Origin of the sequence: Rhodopseudomonas sp. WA056, assembly GCF_010906995.1 — a bacterium.
GTDB classification, from domain to species: domain Bacteria; phylum Pseudomonadota; class Alphaproteobacteria; order Rhizobiales; family Xanthobacteraceae; genus Rhodopseudomonas; species Rhodopseudomonas palustris_G.
This window is the reverse complement of record NZ_QPFS01000103.1, coordinates 1-18,202: the sequence shown is the minus strand read 5'-3', so window position 1 is coordinate 18,202 and position 18,202 is coordinate 1. Positions and strand designations below refer to the sequence as shown.

Here is an 18,202-nt window from a genome sequence, read left to right as displayed (position 1 = left end):
CCACACGCACAACCTCATGGTGAGGAGGCGCGTAGCGCCGTCTCGAACCATGTGACGCACGGAATGCGTTGCCCCATCCTTCGAGACGCCCGGCTTCGCCGGGCTCCTCAGGATGAGGACTCAGTGCCTTCGGAAAGGTCAGATCGTTTCAATCAAATGATGAACCGCTCTAGATTCCTGGTTCGCGAACTACGTTCGCGCCCCGGAATGACACTGTGAGAGTCACTTCTTTCGAAAGCTCGCCACCAGTTCGACATGCGGCGTGTACTTGAACTGATCGACTGGGCTCACGCCTTCGAGCCTGTAGCCGCCGTCGATCAGCAGCTTGGCGTCGCGGGCGAATGTGGTGGCGTTGCACGACACCGCGATCACCAGCGGCACCCGGCTCGCTGCGAGCTGCGCGGCCTGCGCCTGCGCGCCCTGGCGCGGCGGATCGAACAGCACGGCATCGAAATCGCGCAGCTCTGGCGGCGCCAGCGGGCGGCGGAAGAGATCGCGCGCTTCGGCCTTCACCGGCTTCAGCCCCGGCGTCGCCGGAGCGGCCTTCTGGAGCGCTGCCACCGCGGGCGCGTCACTGTCACAGGCGAACACCCGCGCCTTCTCGGCGAGGCGCAGCGCGAACGGGCCGACGCCGCAGAACAGATCCGCCACCTGCTTGGCGCGGCCGAGATGCGCCATCGCCAGCTCCGCCAGAGTCTGTTCGCCGAGCGCCGTCGCCTGCAGGAATGCGCCGGGCGGCAACGTCACCTTGGCCTTGCCGATCGTCACCACCGGCGGCCGGCGCAGCAGAACTAATTCACCGTGGCGCGTCAGCCGGGCGAGCTTGTGCTTGTCGGCGAGTTGCGAGAGTGAAGTGATCATCTTCGGCGGCAGCGGCCCCGAGCCGCGCACGTCGATATCGAGGCCGTTCTCGGTGGCGGTGACTTGAATATCGAGCGGCTTGCCGACCGGCGTCAGCGCTTCGGCTAGCGCCCAGGCCGCTTCCAGTGCGCCGTTCAGCGCCGGATCGAGGATCGGGCAGTGATCGATGGCGATGATGTCGTGGCTCGCGTTGGCACTGAAGCCGACCTTGAGAATGTCGTGCGTGCCGCGGCGGGCGTGCAGCGTAGCGCGTCGCCGTCCGGCGCCGTGGGCATCGATCAGCGGATCGACCGGAACATCGATCCCGGCCTGCGCCAGCGTTTCGATCACTAGGTTGCGCTTCCACGTCCGATACGGCTCGTCGCGCAAATGCTGGATCGCGCAGCCGCCGCACACCCCGAAATGCGGACAGAACGGCGTGACCCGGTCGGGGCTGGGGCTCTCGACGCGCAGCAGCTTGCGGCGGTCCGGATGACCCTGCACCGGTTCGGCCTCGACGGTTTCGCCGGGCAGCGCGAACGGCACGTAAGTCGCGCCGCCTTGCGATAGGCTGACTCCGTCGCCGCGGTGGCCGAGCTGATCGATCGTCATGGTCTGGATCATGGCGATGGATAGTCCCCGGCCGGCAGGCCGTAAAGCCGGAAGTGATCAGGCGGCGACGGCCGCCGCCATCGCGTCGCGCGTCAGCCGGTGGAAACGCCACACCAGCAGCGCTGCATAGACCGTGAGACCGATCGCCAACCCGATCCAGACACCGAACGGTCCGAGGTCGGTGTGGAAGCCGAGGACCCAGCAGAACGGAAAGCCGATCAGCCAGAACCCGAGCACCGCGAACAACAGCGGTATTTTGGTGTCGTTACGGCCGCGCAGTGCGCCGTTGGCGACCACTTGCAGGCCGTCCGCGATAAAGAAGCTGGCGCCGACGATCAGCAGTGCGGCAGTAAGGGCCGCGGTCGCCGCCGCCGTCTCGGAGTCGCCGAGAAACAGATACGGAATCTGGTGCCTGGTCAGTGCCACCAGCAGCGTCATCGCTGCCATGAACGCCAGGCCGAGACCGATTGCCGCAAAGCCTGCCCGCCGTGCGGCTGATGGATCGCCGCGCCCGACCGCATGGCCGACCCGCACCGTGGCGGCGACCGAAATTCCCATCGGCACCATGAACATGATAGCCGCGATCTGGAGCGCGATCTGATGGGCGGCGAGCGCGGTGGTGCCGAACCAGCCCATCAGCAATGCGGCGGCGCCGAACACGCCGTATTCCAGCACTGAGGCGCCGGAGATCGGCAGGCCGAGCTGGAGCAGCCGGCGCATCAGCTCGCGATCGAACCGGAACAGTTCGCCGAACACCTGGTACTTCCGGAACGGGCGCATCGTCACGCATACCGCAGCGGCGGCGACGCACATCCCCCACGACACGATGGTGGTGGCGAGACCGGCGCCGAAGATCTCCAGCCGCGGCAGGCCGAACGAGCCGTGAATCAACGCGTAAGCGAGGCCGAGATTGATCGGGATCGCCGTCAGCATGATCCATAGCGCCGGCTCGGGTCGGTTCACCGCGCCCATGAAGCCGCGCAGCGCAATGAATAGCCAGCCGGGCACCAGCGACCATGCGAGTCCGTCGAGGTAATCGCCCGCAAGCCGCGAGGTCGCAGGATCCTGGCCGAGGGCGACCAGCAGTTCTTCGCCATAAAGCTGGCCGAGCGTCAGCGGCACGCCGGCGATCATGCCCGCCCATAGCCCGACCCGGAGCGAAGCGCGCACTTGCCGGGGGGCGCGGGCACCGACCGCCTGCGCGGCCAGCGGAGTCACCGCGGACACCAGACCAAGACCCATGGTGAAGGTCGAGAACAGCACGATATGCGCCAGAGCGGCGGCGGCGACGGCGGTATCGCCAAGCCGGCCGATCAGCGCCAGATCGGTGGTCATCATCGCGATCTGGCCGAGCTGCGTCAGCGCCATCGGCAGAGCGAGCCACAGCGTTTCGACGAGCTCGGTTCGCCACGCAGACGATTTCGCCGGCGCGAGCGCGCCGGCGGCGATGTTGGAGCCAGGAAAGGTCATGGCGCGCACCATAGCCGAAGTTGCGGCCGGAGTAAGACTTTGGTTCCGGCAGCCGGCTGCGGCGTGGTCAGCCGCGCCGGGCGCCCAGGAAGAACTCGGCGTTACCGTCTCCGCCGGCGATCGAGGAAGCAAAGACCTCGATGTCGCGGCAGCCGAGCGAGGCGGCGAAACCAGCGGCGGCGTCGCACACCGCGCGATGCACCTTGGCGTCGCGGACGATGCCGCGCTTCGAGGGCGCCTCGAACTGCGGCTTGATCAGCGCCAGCAGACTCATCGGCGATGCGGCAAGCGACAGCGCAGCGGGCAGCACCTGCTTCAGCGAAATGAAGCTGGCATCGATCACCACGACATCCGGCCGTTGCGGCAGACGGGTGCCTTCGAGCTTGCGGATGTCGGTCTCTTCCATGGAGACGATCTTGGGATGGCCGCGCAGCGAAGCGTGAAGCTGATCGCGGCCGACATCGACCGCGAACACCAGCGCGGCACCGTGCGCCAGCAGCACCTCGGTGAAACCGCCGGTGGAGGAGCCGACGTCGAGGCAGACGTGATCCTCGATCTCGATCGGATAGCGCTCCAGCGCGCCGGCGAGCTTCACTCCGCCGCGCGACACCCATGGATGCGCCGGCTGCGCTTCGATCGCTGCATCAAGCGCGATCGGTTCAGAAACCCTCGTGACCGGCTTGCCATCCGCGACCACCAGGCCGGCCTCGATCGCCGCCTGCGCTCGCGCGCGGCTGTCGAACAGGCCGCGTTCCACCAGCACGACATCGGCGCGCTTCCGGAGGCGGGGATCTGGTGACTTCGCCATCGATCAGCGCGCCTGTTGTGGCCGCAGCCGCTCCGCCGCGATCCGGACACAGGCGGTGAAGCTATCGAGGTCGTACCACAGATCTGACGGACGTTCACGCGGCGTCACCAGCGGTGCGCCGTGCAGATCGAGGCAGTGGATCAGCATCAGATTGTCGGCGAGGCCGAAGTCTTCGACCGCAAGGCCGTCGGCGCCGATCAGGAGGCCGTTGCGGCTCTCGACAATCTCGAACTGCTGGACCCGCGCGACGTAACTCGCCGGGTCGTTCGAATAGCCAAGCACCAGCTTTCCGCGTCCGGCCATGTAGCCGAGTTCGTACACCGTGCCGGCGTCGGCGCTGGGCCCGCGAAACGGTGTCAGATTGGCGATGATGGCGTCTGCGTCATTCATCATCGCCTCGTTGCCGCGGAAGATCTGCAGCGAGGCGTCGTGGGCGGCCAGCGCCACCGCGTTGTCGAGCGGGAACAGCCCCTGGAGCCCGTGGTCCGCGCACCGCGCAACCTTGCGCCGGCCGATCTCGAGCGCATCGGGGAGGAATATGTCGGGGCCGGCGAGGTAGATCTTCTTCGTCATTTCCGGGATTTGCCTCGGTCGGCGTCAGCCGAACGTGGCGAAGGCCCGGAATCCATATTCCCGGCGGTGGTTATAGATTCCGGGCTCGCTCACGGAGCCTGTCACCGGGCCGGCCGAAGGCCGGACCCGTTGGTGAGCCCCCGGAATGACACCGCGGAAATATCGATGCTGCTCACGCTCAGGCCAGCTTCGAGGTCTCGGCCTTGGCGTCGTTGCCGAGCACGTCGAATACCTTCTTGACGATCGCCTTGGCGTCGAGGCCGGCGCGGGCGTACATCGCGGTGGGATTGTCGTGGTCCATGAACACATCCGGCAGCACCAGCGACCGCATCTTCACCTGACCGTCGAGCATGCCGTGCTCGGCCAGCGCCTGCATCACGTGGCTGCCGAAGCCACCGATCGAGCCTTCCTCGACGGTGATCAGCACCTCGTGGTCGCGGGCGAGCTTCAGCACCAGTTCGATGTCGAGCGGCTTCATGAAGCGGGCGTCGGCGACGGTGGTGGAGAGGCCGAGGGTGGCAAGTTCGTCGGCGGCTTTTTCGGCCTCGGCGAGCCGGGTGCCGAACGACAGCAGCGCGACCTTGTTGCCCTGACGGATGACGCGGCCCTTGCCGATTTCCAGCGGAACGCCGACGTCCGGCATCTCGACGCCGCGGCCTTCGCCGCGCGGATAGCGCACTGCGCTCGGCCGGTCGTCGATCGCCACCTGGGTGGCGACCATATGCACCAGCTCGGCTTCGTCGGCCGCCGCCATGATCACCATGTTGGGCAGGCAGCCCAGATAGGCGTTGTCGAACGAACCGGCGTGGGTGGCACCGTCGGCGCCGACCAGACCGGCGCGGTCGATCGCGAAGCGCACCGGCAGCTTCTGGATCGCGACGTCGTGCACGATCTGATCGTAGGCGCGTTGCAGGAAGGTCGAATAGATCGCGCAGAACGGCTTGTAGCCCTCGGTGGCGAGGCCGGCCGCGAAGGTGACGGCGTGCTGCTCGGCGATGCCGACGTCGAAGGTACGCTTCGGGAACGCTTTCTCGAAGATGTCGATGCCGGTGCCGGACGGCATCGCGGCGGTGATGCCGACGATCTTGTCGTCCTTCTCGGCTTCCTTGACCAGGCTCTGGCCGAACACATTCTGGTAGGACGGCGCGTTCGACTTGGCCTTGGACTGTGCGCCGGTCGCGATGTCGAATTTGACCACGGCGTGATACTTGTCGGCAGCGGCTTCGGCGGGGCCGTAACCCTTGCCCTTCTGGGTCACGACGTGGATCAGGAACGGGCCGGTGTCGGCGTCGCGGACGTTCTGCAGGATCGGCAGCAGGTGGTCGAGGTTGTGACCGTCGACCGGGCCGACGTAATAGAAGCCCAGCTCCTCGAACAGCGTGCCGCCGCCCATCATGAAGCCGCGGGAATATTCCTCGGCGCGGGCGGCGCGATCGGCGATCAGCTTGGGCAGATGCTTGCCGATCTGCTTGCCGGCCTCGCGCAGCGACCGATAGGTCTTGCCGGAATACAGCCGCGACAGATAGGCCGACATCGCTCCGACTGGCGGGGCGATCGACATGTTGTTGTCGTTGAGGATGACGATCAGACGGGAATTCATCGCGCCGGCATTGTTCATCGCCTCATAGGCCATGCCGGCCGAGATCGAGCCGTCGCCGATCACCGCGATCACGTTGTTCTTCTTGCCGGCGAGCTCGCTGGCCACCGCCATGCCGAGACCGGCGGAGATCGAGGTGGAGGAGTGACCGGCACCGAACGGGTCGTGGTCGCTTTCGGTGCGCTTGGTGAAGCCGGACAGGCCGCCGCCGGTGCGCAGGGTGCGGATGCGGTCGCGCCGGCCGGTCAGGATCTTGTGCGGGTAGGCCTGGTGGCCGACGTCCCAGATCAGGCGGTCGCGCGGGGTGTCGAATACATAGTGCAGTGCGGTAGTCAGCTCGACCACGCCGAGACCGGCGCCGAAATGCCCGCCGGTGACCGAGACCGCGTCGATCGTCTCCAATCGCAATTCGTCGGCGACCTGCCGAACCTGATCGATCCGCAGCTTGCGCAGATCTTCCGGAGTACGAATGGTGTCGAGAAGCGGCGTCTTACTAAATTCGGTCACGGCGATATTCCAGTCTATAACTATAGGGTGGTGAGTCCCTCGACGAATGGTCCGAGTGTCCAGTCTGCGTGAGCCTCACCCGGCTCCCGCACTCCTACGTCAGGAGAAATCAACGATCGAAGCGTAGTGTGCGCTCCCGATCGTCGAAGTGACCTCGATCACTTATTGCGGCTGCACACGTCCACCGAACTTGACAGTGCCATCGCGGCGAGTGTCAAGCGCGGCGCATAAGCTCATACCTTTACACAAACCCGTCTTTAAAGCCAACCATCGGCCGCCCAAGGCTTGGTCAGGCTGCGTAAACTTTCGGCCAACAGGGTTGATGGGGGTACTTACGGAACTCCAGTGTTGCGCCGCAAACACGGTGGTGCTGGCCCGGCAGCGCAAGAAAATACCTTCGAAGTCTCAGCGTTATTGCACGTCGAGCGGTTCGGTTCCGGTGGGAACACCCTGCGCGTCGGTGGTGATCTTGTCCACGCGCGCTTCCGCCTGCCGCAGCAGATCCTCGCAGCGCCGCTTAAGCGCCTCGCCGCGCTCGTAAATCGTCACCGACTCCTCGAGCGGAACCTTGCCGTCTTCGAGTCGCTTGACGATGGTCTCGAGTTCTTCGAGGGCACGTTCGAAGCTCAGTTTTTTGATATCGGCGGTTGCGGCTTCGGCCATTTCGCACTTCCGGCTGCACCGCGCGGGACGCGGCGGCATGTTCTCGTTGTTGGTTTTTGGTCGCCTGACGGGGCGGCTGGTTCAAGCACCCATCAGGGCGCCCACATGAGCCGCAACAGATTCACCCAGTCCCTGCAGGTCATATCCCCCCTCGAGCACCGAGACAATGCGGCCCCCGGCGGTCTGATCCGCCACCTCCATCAGCCTCTCGGTGACCCAGGCGAAATCTTCTGCGCGCAGGTTCAGGCTCGCCAGCGGATCGCGATAATGGGCGTCGAAGCCGGCCGAAATCACAATCAGTTCCGGGGAGAACCGCTTGAGCTGGGGGAGGATCAATTGATCGAACGCGAAACGGAACTCGGTGCCGCCGTCTTCGGAGGCTAGGGGGGCGTTGACGATATTGTCGTGTTCGCCCCGTTCGCCCTGGGAGCCGGTCCCCGGGAACAGCGGCATCTGGTGGGTCGAACAATACATCACGGTACGGTCGCCCCAGAAGATGTCCTGGGTGCCGTTGCCGTGATGCACGTCGAAATCCACCACCGCGGCGCGCTCGATGCCGTATTGCCGCTGGGCGTAGCGCGCCGCGATCGCGGCGTTGCCGAAAAAGCAGAACCCCATCGGCTTGGTGATCTCGGCATGGTGGCCGGGCGGGCGGGTGGCGACGAAGGCGTTGGCGGCCGTGCCCTTCATCACCGCGTCCACCGCGGCGACCGAGCCGCCGACGCCGCGCAGCGCCGCCTCGAACGTGCCCGGCGACATCGAGGTGTCGCCGTCGACATAGACGATGCCGGTCGACGGCGACATGTGGCGCAGCTCGACGATGTGGTGATCGGTGTGGCACAGCGCGATGTGCTCGAGCGATCCGATCGGCGATTCCGCACGCGCCAGCGCCGCGAACCGCTCCTCACCAAGCGCCTTGTTGATGGCGACGAGCCGCGCGGCGCGCTCGGGATGTCCTTCCGGCGTGTCATGATCGAGGCACGCGGAATGGGTCAGAAAAAGCGTGGTCATTCGGAATGAGCCCGGCGCCGGTCAGTCTGTGTTCGAATATACTCGGATGAATGTAGTTATTCGTCGCCGCGAGCGAAAGGGCCGCTTAAGGCTTAGCCGTCGCGTCGCTCAATTCAGTCGCACGATTCGATCGGCGGCCGGCGGCGCCACCGGGCTGCCGGTTCTGAAATAAGCGAACAGCGCATCGACGTCGTAGACTCCAGTTTGCGGTGCAGCACCGGCCTTGAATACGGTGAAGCCGTCGCCGCCCGCGGCGAGAAAGGCGTTGACCGTGACGCGGTACGCCCGTTCCGGATCAATCGGCGCTCCGTTCAATGTCATCCTGTCGGGCGGAATTCGCGAGCCGGCCGCTGCGGCCGCATCCCAGGCGAAGCTGAACCCCTTCGACACCTGCAGTATCCGCGGTCGCGCCGGCTCCGCCCATTGCTGCTCCAGCGCCGCTTTGAGCTGTGCGCCGGTCAGCGTCATCGTCACGAGCTGATTGCGGAACGGCTGCGCGGCAAACACTTGGCCGAAGGTCACCGCACCGCCTTCACCGCCGAGAATATCCGACCGGACACCGCCGGGATTGGTCAATGCGATCTCGGCCCCGCCCTTGTCCTGGTCCATCGTTGCGGCGAGCTGGGCGTCGGCGACGACGTCGCCGAGCACGCTTTCGCCGGCCATATTCGGCATCCGCGACAGCGCCGCGGTGACCGAGCCTGCCGGCCGGGCCGCAATCGGACCGGCGAGCCTGTCGTAGGCGGCGATCAGTTCGGTCTGCGCCGGATCTTTGGGAAGCGTGTCGGTGCGGACGATGGTGTTATTCGCCGTGGCGCTGATCACGTCGCGGGTGGTGGGGTCGAGCTTCAGATCGATCGCCGTGACGATGGTGCCGTATTTGTCGCCGCTGGTCACGAGGCGGCCGTCGATCCGGCAATTATAGGCGCGGTGGGTGTGGCCGCTGATCACCACGTCGACGGCGCGATCGAGCTTGTTGACGATCTCGACGATCGGGCCGGAGATTCCCGGGCACGCATTGTAGTCGCCGGTGGGAAAGCCGCCTTCGTGAATCAGCACCACGATCGCCTCGACCCCTTCGGCCTTCAGCTCGGGGATCAAGGCGTTGACGGTCTCCGCCTCATCCCTGAACGACAGGCCGGCGACGCCCGGCGGCGACACCATGTTGGGGGTGTTCTTCAGCGTCAGCCCGATGAACGCCACCGGCACGCCGCCGAATTTGCGGATCGCGTAGGCCGGAAAGACCGTCTTGCCGGTCGCGGTCTCGACCGTGGAGGCGGCCAGATAGTTGAACGCTGCGCCCTTGAACGGATGCGGCCCGCGGCAGCCGTCCACCGGATGGCAGCCGCCGTTCTGCATCCGGAGCAGCTCGGTCTTGCCTTCGTCGAATTCGTGATTGCCGACGGAAGACAACGCCAGTCCCATCACCGACAGCGCCTCGATGGTCGGCTCGTCGTGAAACATCGCCGACAGGAACGGGCTGGCGCCGATCAGGTCGCCGGCGGCCACGAAGATCGTGTTGCGGCGTCCCTTGCGCAGCTCCTTGACCAGCGTCGCCATATGCTCGGCACCGCCGGCCGCGACCTGGATCTTCTTGGCCGGGTCCGCCGGATCGTCGATCATGATGCCGCCGGGCGGCGGCTGCAGATTACCGTGAAAGTCGTTGATCGCGAGGATGCGCAGATCGACCGGCGGCGGCAGCAATTCGGCGGCGCGCGTCGCCGGCGCCGCGGCGAGCATCATCACGGTCGCGGCGGCGAGCAGGGCGGTGCGGTGGCGAAGCTTGGTCATCGGCGATCCGGACAGAGCTGTTGGAGGCCCCGCATCGCCTGCCGCGTGTCCGAATGCAAGCGCGGCGTGGCGTCGCTTTGCCGCATCGCGAACGCTATCGATCCTTCGCCGAATACCAACCTTGCGGCCGTGCCGATTGAATTGGACGTCGGCGGCGCGTTACTGATGCCGTTCCATCGGCGCGTCGCCGAGTCGCGACGCTCGTACAATCCCGGGGATGACGCATGAAGAGGTTCTCGCTCGCCAAGCCCGCTGCTGTGGTCATCGGTGCCATGGCACTGGTCGGCACGGTCTCCCTTGCCGGCGCGCAGCAGCCGCGGGAAGGCGAGAGGCCCCAGCCGCGCCTCGCCGATCTGATGCAGGGCGCGCAGGTCGGGCACATCAAGCTGTGGTTCGCCGGCAAGGCCGGCAATTGGGGATTGGCGACCTACGAGACCAAGCAGCTCAAGACCAGGCTGGAAGACGCCGCAGCACTGTATCAGAGCCTGCCGGTCAACGACGTCACCACCATGGCCAAGCCGCTCGACGCCATATCGGCGGCGATCGCCGCCAAGGATCGCCGGGAATTCGTCCGCGCCTACGGTGAACTCACTGCGGGATGCAATTCCTGCCACCAGTCGGTGAAGCTCGGCTTCATCAGGATGCAGACGCCTGCGGCGAATCCGTTCAGCAACCAAGAATTCGGGGCGGGGAAGAAGTAAGCGGCCAGGGCGGCGAACGAAGCCCGCTTATTCGATACCCGCGTCCCGCGTCGCGCCCCGACTGCGCCCTTGCGCCGGTCGGCTCGCCGATCGTCGCCTCCTGGCCGGAGCGTCCTGCTTGCGGGCCGAAGCCGCATGGCGCTGCGAAGATGGGCCAGCCGCGTTCTGCCGTGGCCTCCTTGGGCAGCAGCCCTGATGATTGCGCCCGGGTCCGGCGGGCATCTTTATCCCGTCTTTATGCTCCGACCGTCATTTCCGCATCGTTTCCTTACGTGCCGATCGATACCTGCCTCCTGACGCAATCTTTCAGGAGGCTTCGATGCTCGATCTGTTCATGTTGCTGACCGGTGCCGGGCTGTTCGTCTTGACCATCGGCTATGCCTACACCTGCGAGCGGATTTGAGAGGCACACCATGTCGCTCGATCTCGCACTCGCTGCGGCGGTGACCGCCGGGCTCCTCCTCTATCTCACCTATGCGCTGCTGCGCCCGGAACGGTTCTGAGGAGAGAGCCATGACTCTGATCGGCTGGATACAAATTTTCCTGTTCGGCGCCGTCGTCGTGGCGCTGGCAGCGCCGCTCGGCGCCTACCTGACCGCCGTATTCGATGGTCGCTGCACATGGCTGTCGCCCGTTCTCGTCCCGGTCGAGCGCGCGCTGTATCGCGCCGCCGGTGTCGATCCGCAGCACGAGCAGCACTGGCTGAGCTACGCGCTGTCGCTGCTGCTGTTCCACGTCGGCGGCTTCCTGCTGCTCTATGCGCTGCTCCGGCTGCAGGCAGGACTGCCGCTCAATCCGGCGGCGCAGGGCGCGGTGGCCCCCGACCTGGCCCTCAACACCGCGATCTCGTTCATCACCAATACCAACTGGCAGAACTACGGCGGCGAGACCACGCTGTCCTACCTCACCCAGATGCTCGGGCTCACGCATCAGAATTTTCTTTCGGCGGCGACCGGGATCGTGCTGGCGGTGGCACTGATCCGAGGCTTTGCCCGTGCGTCGATGACGACGGTGGGGAGTTTCTGGGTCGATATCACCCGCTGCACTCTCTATGTGCTGCTGCCGATGTGCGTGCCGTTGGCGCTTTTCCTGGTGTGGCAGGGCGTGCCGCAGACGTTGGGGCCCTATGCCGAGGCGACGACGCTGGAAGGCGCGAGGCAGACGATCGCGCTCGGTCCGGTGGCGTCGCAGGTTGCAATCAAAATGCTCGGCACGAATGGCGGCGGTTTCTTCAACGCCAACGCCGCGCATCCGTTCGAGAACCCGACCGCGCTGTCGAATTTCGTGCAGATGCTGGCGATCTTCGTGATCGGCGCGGCAATGACCAACGTGTTTGGCCGTATGGTCGGTAACCAGCGCCAGGGTTGGGCGATCCTCGCGGCTATGGGCGTGTTGTTCATCGTCGGAGTCACGGTCTGCTACTGGGCGGAGGCCAACGGCACCCAGGCCCTGCACGCGCTCGGACTTGCCGGCGGCAACATGGAAGGCAAGGAAGTCCGCTTCGGCATCGCGGCCTCGGCCCTGTTCGCGGTGGTTACCACTGCGGCATCCTGCGGGGCCGTCAATTCGATGCACGACGCCTTCACCGCGCTCGGCGGCATGATCCCGCTGGTCAACATGGAGCTCGGCGAGATTGTGATCGGCGGCGTCGGCGCCGGCCTCTACGGCATGTTGCTGTTTGCTATCCTGACGGTCTTCATTGCCGGGTTGATGGTCGGCCGCACTCCGGAATACGTCGGCAAGAGGATCGAGGCGCGCGAGGTCAAGATGGCCATGCTGGCGATCCTGATCCTGCCGCTGATGATGCTGGGCTGGACCGCAATCGCCGTGGTGTACCCGCCGGCGGTGGCGTCGATGGCCAATGCCGGGCCTCACGGCTTCTCCGAGGTGCTGTACGCCTTCACTTCGCAGGCGGCGAACAACGGCTCGGCATTCGCCGGGCTGAGCGGGAATACACCCTTCTACAACCTCGCGGGTGCGGTGGCGATGTTCGTCGGCCGGTTCTGGGTGATCGTGCCGGCGCTGGCGATTGCTGGCTCGCTCGCTGGCAAAAAATCGATCCGCGCGTCGTCGGGCACCTTCCCGACCACCGGTGCGCTGTTCGTCGGGCTGCTGATCGGGGTCATCCTGATCGTCGGCGGTCTGACGTTTTTTCCGGCGCTCGCCGTCGGGCCGCTCGTCGAGCACTTGGCGATGGCGGCGGGTCAAGTGTTCTAGGAGCAAGATCATGCAAGCTTCCAAACTCCGCAAGCGGGCGAGAAAGACCACACTGCTCGATCCCGCGATCATGTTGCCGGCGATCGGTCAGGCGTTCGTCAAGCTCGATCCGCGCACGCTGGTGAAGAACCCGGTGATGTTCGTACTCGAAGTCGTGACGGTGCTGGCCACGGTCTTGTTGATCCGGGACATGGCGACGGGCAGCGGCGAGCTCGCCTTCGAACTCCAGATCGCGATCTGGCTGTGGTTCACCGTGCTGTTCGCGAATTTCGCCGAAGCGATCGCCGAGGGGCGTGGCAAGGCGCAGGCCGATACGCTGCGGCAGACGCGCGCCAGCACGGTCGCGAAGCGGTTGCTGATGTCCGACAACAATGAACTCTTCGAAAGGGTCGCGGCCGAGCGTCTCATGGTCGATGATCTGGTGGTGTGCGAGGCCGGCGACGTGATCCCCGGCGACGGCGAGGTCATCGAGGGCATCGCTTCGGTCAACGAAGCCGCGGTGACCGGTGAGTCCGCGCCGGTGATCAGGGAGTCGGGCGGCGACCGCTCTGCGGTGACCGGCGGCACGACGGTTCTGTCCGACCGCATCGTGGTCCGCATCACCTCGCAGCCCGGTTCCTCGTTTCTCGATCGCATGATCAAGCTGGTCGAGGGAGCCGAGCGGCAAAAGACGCCGAACGAGATAGCGCTCAATATCCTGCTGGTCGGACTCACCATCATCTTCGTGTTCGCCACCGCTTCGATCCCGAGCTTCGCCTCCTATGCGGGCGGATCGATCTCGGTGATCGTGCTGGTGGCGCTGTTCGTCACGCTGATTCCGACGACCATTGGCGCATTGCTGTCGGCGATCGGCATCGCCGGCATGGATCGGCTGGTGCGCTTCAACGTGCTGTCGATGTCGGGACGCGCCGTCGAGGCGGCAGGCGATATCGACACGCTGTTGCTGGACAAGACCGGCACGATCACCTTCGGCAACAGACTCGCCACCGAGATCATCCCGGTGCCGGGCGTCACCGAACAAGAAGCGGCCACTGCGGCGCTGCTCGCCAGCGAAGCCGACGAGACCGCCGAAGGGCGCTCCATCGTGGCGCTGGCGCAGGAGAAATATGCTGTAGCGCCGCAACCGGCGGACCAGCGGGCGAAGTTCGTTCCGTTCAGCGCCAATACGCGGTTGTCAGGCGTCGACAGTGGCGGCCGCCGCTTGCGCAAGGGGGCGATCGACTCGGTCTTCGGCTTCGTGCGGGAGCAGTCCGGCAGTGAGGTAAGCGAGCCGTCGGCGTTCCGCGCCGCGGTCGACCGCATCGCCCGCTCCGGCGGCACGCCGCTCGGACTGGCGGAGGGAGGGAGACTGCTCGGCGTCATCCATCTCAAGGACGTGGTCAAGCCGGACGTCCGGGACCGTTTCGCCGCGCTCCGGCGGATGGGAATCAAGACGGTGATGATCACCGGCGACAATCCGGTGACCGCGGCCTCGATCGCTTCCGAAGCCGGCGTCGACGATTTCATTGCCCAGGCCACCCCCGAGGACAAGCTGCGCTATATCCGTGGCGAGCAGGCGCAGGGGCGCCTGATCGCGATGTGCGGCGATGGAACCAACGATGCCCCCGCGCTGGCGCAGGCCGATGTCGGGGTGGCGATGCAGAGCGGCACGCAGGCCGCGCGCGAGGCCGGCAACATGGTCGACCTCGATTCCGATCCGACCAAGCTGATCGAGGTGGTCGAAATCGGCAAGCAACTACTGATGACGCGCGGCGCGCTCACGACGTTTTCGATCGCCAACGACGTCGCGAAGTATTTCGCGATCATTCCGGCGATGTTCGTGGCGTTCTATCCGCAGCTCGGCGCGCTCAATGTGATGGGTCTGTCGACGCCGCAGAGCGCCATTCTGTCGGCAATCATCTTCAACGCGCTGATCATCATCGCGCTGATTCCGCTGGCGTTGAAGGGCGTCACCTACCGGCCGATCGGCGCCGCGGCGCTGCTGCGGCGGAATCTTCTGATCTACGGACTTGGCGGCATCGTGCTGCCGTTTGTCGGCATCAAGGCGATCGACCTCGCCGTCACCGCGCTGCATCTCGTGTAAAGAGGAGGCCGTCATGTTGAAGGAAATCCGTCCCGCGCTGGTGGTGTTCGCCGTGCTCACGCTGCTCACCGGTCTGCTCTATCCGCTGGCGATCACCGGCGTTGCGCAGGTGCTGCTGCCGACGCAGGCCAACGGCAGCCTGGTCGAGCAGAACGGTCGGGTGATCGGCTCGGCGCTGATCGGTCAGGCGTTCACCGACCCGAGATATTTTCACGGCCGCCTTTCGGCCACCACCGCGCCGGACCCGCAGGACGCAACCAAGACCGTGCCGGCGCCCTACAATGCGGCGAACTCGATGGGCGCCAATCTCGGCCCGACCAGCGCGGCGCTGAAGGAACGGCTGGCCGCCGACGTCACGATGCTGAAGTCCGCCAACCCGGGCGCCGCCGTACCGATCGATCTGGTGACCACCTCGGGCAGTGGCCTCGACCCGGACATTTCGCCGGAGGCCGCGCTTTTTCAGGTTGGACGAGTCGCCAAGGCGCGGGGCGTCGATGAGGGAAAACTCCGGGCGCTGGTCGACAGCCAAGCCCAGGGCCGCGACCTCGGCCTGTTCGGCGAACCGCGCGTAAATGTACTGAAATTGAACCTTGCGCTGGATAGGATGGGGCTCTGAACCGATCGAGGCGAGATGTCGAACGTGACCGCCACCGCCAGGGGATCGCCGGACGCGCTGCTGGAGCTGGCGCGCAAGGAGGGACGCGGCCGCCTGAAGATCTTTGTTGGCGCGGCGCCGGGCGTCGGCAAGACGTTCGCCATGTTGACTGCCGCGCACCACGAAAAGGCCGGCGGCCGCGACGTCGTCGCCGGACTGATCGAGACCCACGGCCGCCACGAGACCGAGCGGCTGCTCGACGGTCTCGAAGTCCTGCCTCGGCACAGCATCGTCTATCGCAACCAGATGATGCGCGAGTTCGACATCGACGCCGCCCTCGAACGCCGGCCCGACCTGCTGCTGGTCGACGAATACGCCCACACCAACGTATCGGGCAGCCGCCATCCCAAGCGCTGGCAGGACGTCGATGAGTTGCTCGCCGCCGGCATCGATGTCTGGACCACGCTCAACATCCAGCACCTCGAGAGTCTCAACGACGTCGTTCTGAAGATCAGCAAGGTGCGGGTGCGCGAAACCGTGCCCGACAAGGTGTTCGATCGCGCCGATGAGATCGTGCTGGTCGACCTGCCGCCGGACGAACTGCTGAAGCGATTGGCCGAGGGCAAGGTCTATGTTCAGGACACCGCGGTGCGCGCGGTGGAGAACTTCTTCAAGCCGCAGAACCTCACTGCGCTGCGCGAACTGTCGCTGCGACGCGCCGCAGAGCGGGTCGACGCCGCGCTGATCGAGCGGATGCAGGCGCAGGCGATTGAAGGGCCGTGGGCGGCGGGCGAGCGCATCCTGGCCTGTGTGGGGCCTGACCCGTCTTCGCCCGGAGTGGTACGTGCCGCAAAGCGACTCGCCGATCTGATGGATGCGCCATGGTTGGCCGTGACGGTGGAGCGGCCCGGCTCCAATCCGGATGCCGCCTCGCGCAAGCGCTGCGACGACGCGATCAAGCTCGCCGAAAGTCTGGGGGCCGAGGTTCATACCCTGACCGGCGTCGATTTTCCCGAGGAGCTGCTGCGTTTCGCCCGGTTCGAAAACGTCACCCAGATCGTGATCGGACGCGCCGAGGGCAGCGGGCTACGCGGCATGTTGTGGCCCTCATTGCCGCAGCAATTGGTGCGCCGCTCGCAGGACATCGCCGTGCATCTGGTGCCGCGGCAATCCGATCAGCGGCCGCTGCCGAGGGTGCCGCTGTCGGTACGGCTGAACGCGTCGACGCCGGCCCATCTCCTGTATGCCTCGGTCGCGGTGGCGGGCGCAGTCGGTGTCGGCAAGCTGATCGTGGGGGCGGTGCCGACGCCGAATCTGTCGATCGTGTTTCTGATGGCGGTGCTGTTCAGTGCCATCAAGTCCGGGGTCGGACCGGCGATCTACGCATCTGTGCTGTCGTTTCTCGCCTATAATTTCTTCTTCATTCCTCCGGTCCACACCTTCACCATCGCCGAGCCCTACGAGCTGTTGGCGTTGATCATGTATCTGGTGGTGGCGTTCGTCGCTGCGACGCTGGCCGGACGTCTGCGCGAACAGGTCCGGGTCTCGGCCAACCGTGTCCGGGCGATGCGGCGGTTGTATGAGTTCACCCGCCGGCTGTCGGGTCTCGCCACACCGGAGACGATCGCCGAAGGCGCGGCGAGCGAGATCTACGCGTCGCTGGCGCGCGGGGTCGTGGTGCTGCTGCCGGCGGGCGACGATCTCGAGCTGGCGGCGGCATGGCCGCCGGAAGACGAGCTGGATGCGGCGGCGATTACCGCGGCGCGCTGGGCCTACACCCACAATGAGCCTGCAGGCACCGACACCGGCACGCTGCCGATGTTGCCATGGCGCTTCCTGCCGGTGCGGACGGGCAACGTCACCTACGGCGTGATCGGCGTCGGCCGCAACAAGGAGACGGCGCCGCTCGATGCCGAATCCCGCGCGCTGCTCGATACGCTGACCGAGCAGACTGCCGCGGCGCTGGAACGCGCCTCGCTGACACGCGAGATGGTCAGCGCCCGCACCGCCACCGAGACCGAGCGGGTACGCAATACGCTGCTGGCCTCGATCTCGCATGATTTCCGCACGCCGCTCGCCTCGATCCTCGGCTCGGCGACGAGTATGCTCAGCTACGGCGACAAGATCGATGCCGCCGGACAGCGCGACCTGCTGGGCAATATCCGGCAGGAAGCGGAGGCGCTCGACGAGATGGTTCGCAATCTGCTGTCGATTACGCGAATCGAGGCCGGTGCGCTGGAGTTGCGCCGCGACTGGCTCGACCTTCGCGAGATCGCGGCGCGGGTAGCAGCGGCGGCCCGCCGGCGCGGGGCCCAACAACAAATCGAGATCGCTTTGCCCTCCGACCTGCCGCTGGTCCGCGCCGATGCGACGCTGGCTGAGCAGGCGGTCGGAAACGTGGTCAACAACGCGCTTCAACATACCGCTCCGGCGAGCCGTGTCACGATCGATGCCACCCTGTCGTCCGCGACCGTGGATTTGCGCATCACAGACGACGGCGTGGGAATTGATCCGGCGGATCTGCCGATGCTGTTCGAGCGCTTCACCCGAAGGACGCCGGCCGGGCAGGACTCGACGCATCGCGGTCAGGGCACCGGGCTCGGCCTCGCCATCGCCAAGGGCATCATGGCGGCGCATGGCGGCGGGATAAGCGCCGACAGTCCGGTCGATCAGGGGCGCGGCGCCCGCTTCATCCTCAGCTTTCCGCGGGAGGCGACCGAGCCATGAGCATCAA

At 66.0% G+C, this 18,202-nt stretch carries 15 protein-coding genes; 7 read left to right on the top strand and 8 right to left on the bottom strand.

What is annotated here, in order from left to right; all coding sequences use genetic code 11:
- Positions 1-222: 222 nt before the first annotated feature.
- The 8 genes from DU475_RS18075 to DU475_RS18040 form a co-directional block, all read right to left on the bottom strand.
- The gene (locus tag DU475_RS18075; RefSeq protein ID WP_164632911.1) at positions 223-1,464 is read right to left on the bottom strand and encodes a class I SAM-dependent RNA methyltransferase; all 1,242 of its coding nucleotides are present in this window, start codon (positions 1,462-1,464) and stop codon (positions 223-225) included.
- A 45-nt stretch (positions 1,465-1,509) separates the two neighbouring features.
- Positions 1,510-2,934 (bottom strand): MATE family efflux transporter, encoded by a 1,425-nt coding sequence (locus DU475_RS18070; RefSeq protein WP_047307445.1) that lies wholly within the window; start codon positions 2,932-2,934, stop codon positions 1,510-1,512.
- Positions 2,935-2,989: 55 nt separating this feature from the next.
- Positions 2,990-3,730: a TlyA family RNA methyltransferase gene (locus tag DU475_RS18065; protein ID WP_164632910.1), complete on the bottom strand. Its 741-nt coding sequence runs from the start codon at positions 3,728-3,730 to the stop codon at positions 2,990-2,992.
- Between the two features lie 3 nt (positions 3,731-3,733).
- Entirely contained in the window at positions 3,734-4,303 is a 570-nt protein-coding gene (locus DU475_RS18060) for a nucleoside 2-deoxyribosyltransferase (RefSeq protein WP_164632909.1), read from the bottom strand.
- Between the two features lie 178 nt (positions 4,304-4,481).
- Complete coding sequence (gene dxs, locus DU475_RS18055; protein ID WP_013500896.1) at positions 4,482-6,407, bottom strand: 1-deoxy-D-xylulose-5-phosphate synthase; 1,926 nt, start codon at positions 6,405-6,407, stop codon at positions 4,482-4,484.
- 411 nt (positions 6,408-6,818) lie between these two features.
- The gene (locus tag DU475_RS18050) at positions 6,819-7,070 is read right to left on the bottom strand and encodes an exodeoxyribonuclease VII small subunit (RefSeq protein ID WP_013500897.1); all 252 of its coding nucleotides are present in this window, start codon (positions 7,068-7,070) and stop codon (positions 6,819-6,821) included.
- 81 nt (positions 7,071-7,151) lie between these two features.
- Positions 7,152-8,081, bottom strand: coding sequence for a histone deacetylase family protein (locus DU475_RS18045; RefSeq protein WP_047307442.1), 930 nt, complete (start codon positions 8,079-8,081; stop codon positions 7,152-7,154).
- A gap of 108 nt (positions 8,082-8,189) precedes the next feature.
- Entirely contained in the window at positions 8,190-9,872 is a 1,683-nt protein-coding gene (locus DU475_RS18040; protein WP_164632908.1) for a bifunctional metallophosphatase/5'-nucleotidase, read from the bottom strand.
- Positions 9,873-10,096: 224 nt separating this feature from the next.
- Between DU475_RS18040 and DU475_RS18035 the strand changes: the two genes are divergently transcribed.
- The 7 genes from DU475_RS18035 (at position 10,097) to DU475_RS18005 (ending at position 18,195) form a co-directional block, all read left to right on the top strand.
- The gene (locus DU475_RS18035) at positions 10,097-10,573 is read left to right on the top strand and encodes a hypothetical protein (RefSeq protein ID WP_142881896.1); all 477 of its coding nucleotides are present in this window, start codon (positions 10,097-10,099) and stop codon (positions 10,571-10,573) included.
- A gap of 199 nt (positions 10,574-10,772) precedes the next feature.
- Positions 10,773-10,976: a hypothetical protein gene (locus DU475_RS18030; RefSeq protein WP_150105169.1), complete on the top strand. Its 204-nt coding sequence runs from the start codon at positions 10,773-10,775 to the stop codon at positions 10,974-10,976.
- Positions 10,977-10,986: 10 nt separating this feature from the next.
- Positions 10,987-11,076 (top strand): K(+)-transporting ATPase subunit F, encoded by a 90-nt coding sequence (locus tag DU475_RS18025; protein WP_080964129.1) that lies wholly within the window; start codon positions 10,987-10,989, stop codon positions 11,074-11,076.
- Positions 11,077-11,086: 10 nt separating this feature from the next.
- Positions 11,087-12,790, top strand: a complete 1,704-nt coding sequence (kdpA, locus tag DU475_RS18020) for a potassium-transporting ATPase subunit KdpA (protein ID WP_164632907.1) — start codon at positions 11,087-11,089, stop codon at positions 12,788-12,790.
- A gap of 10 nt (positions 12,791-12,800) precedes the next feature.
- Complete coding sequence (gene kdpB / locus DU475_RS18015; protein ID WP_164632906.1) at positions 12,801-14,873, top strand: potassium-transporting ATPase subunit KdpB; 2,073 nt, start codon at positions 12,801-12,803, stop codon at positions 14,871-14,873.
- Positions 14,874-14,886: 13 nt separating this feature from the next.
- Positions 14,887-15,489, top strand: coding sequence for a K(+)-transporting ATPase subunit C (locus tag DU475_RS18010; protein ID WP_164632905.1), 603 nt, complete (start codon positions 14,887-14,889; stop codon positions 15,487-15,489).
- Positions 15,490-15,504: 15 nt separating this feature from the next.
- Positions 15,505-18,195, top strand: a complete 2,691-nt coding sequence (locus DU475_RS18005; protein WP_164632904.1) for a DUF4118 domain-containing protein — start codon at positions 15,505-15,507, stop codon at positions 18,193-18,195.
- The last annotated feature ends 7 nt before the right edge of the window (positions 18,196-18,202 follow it).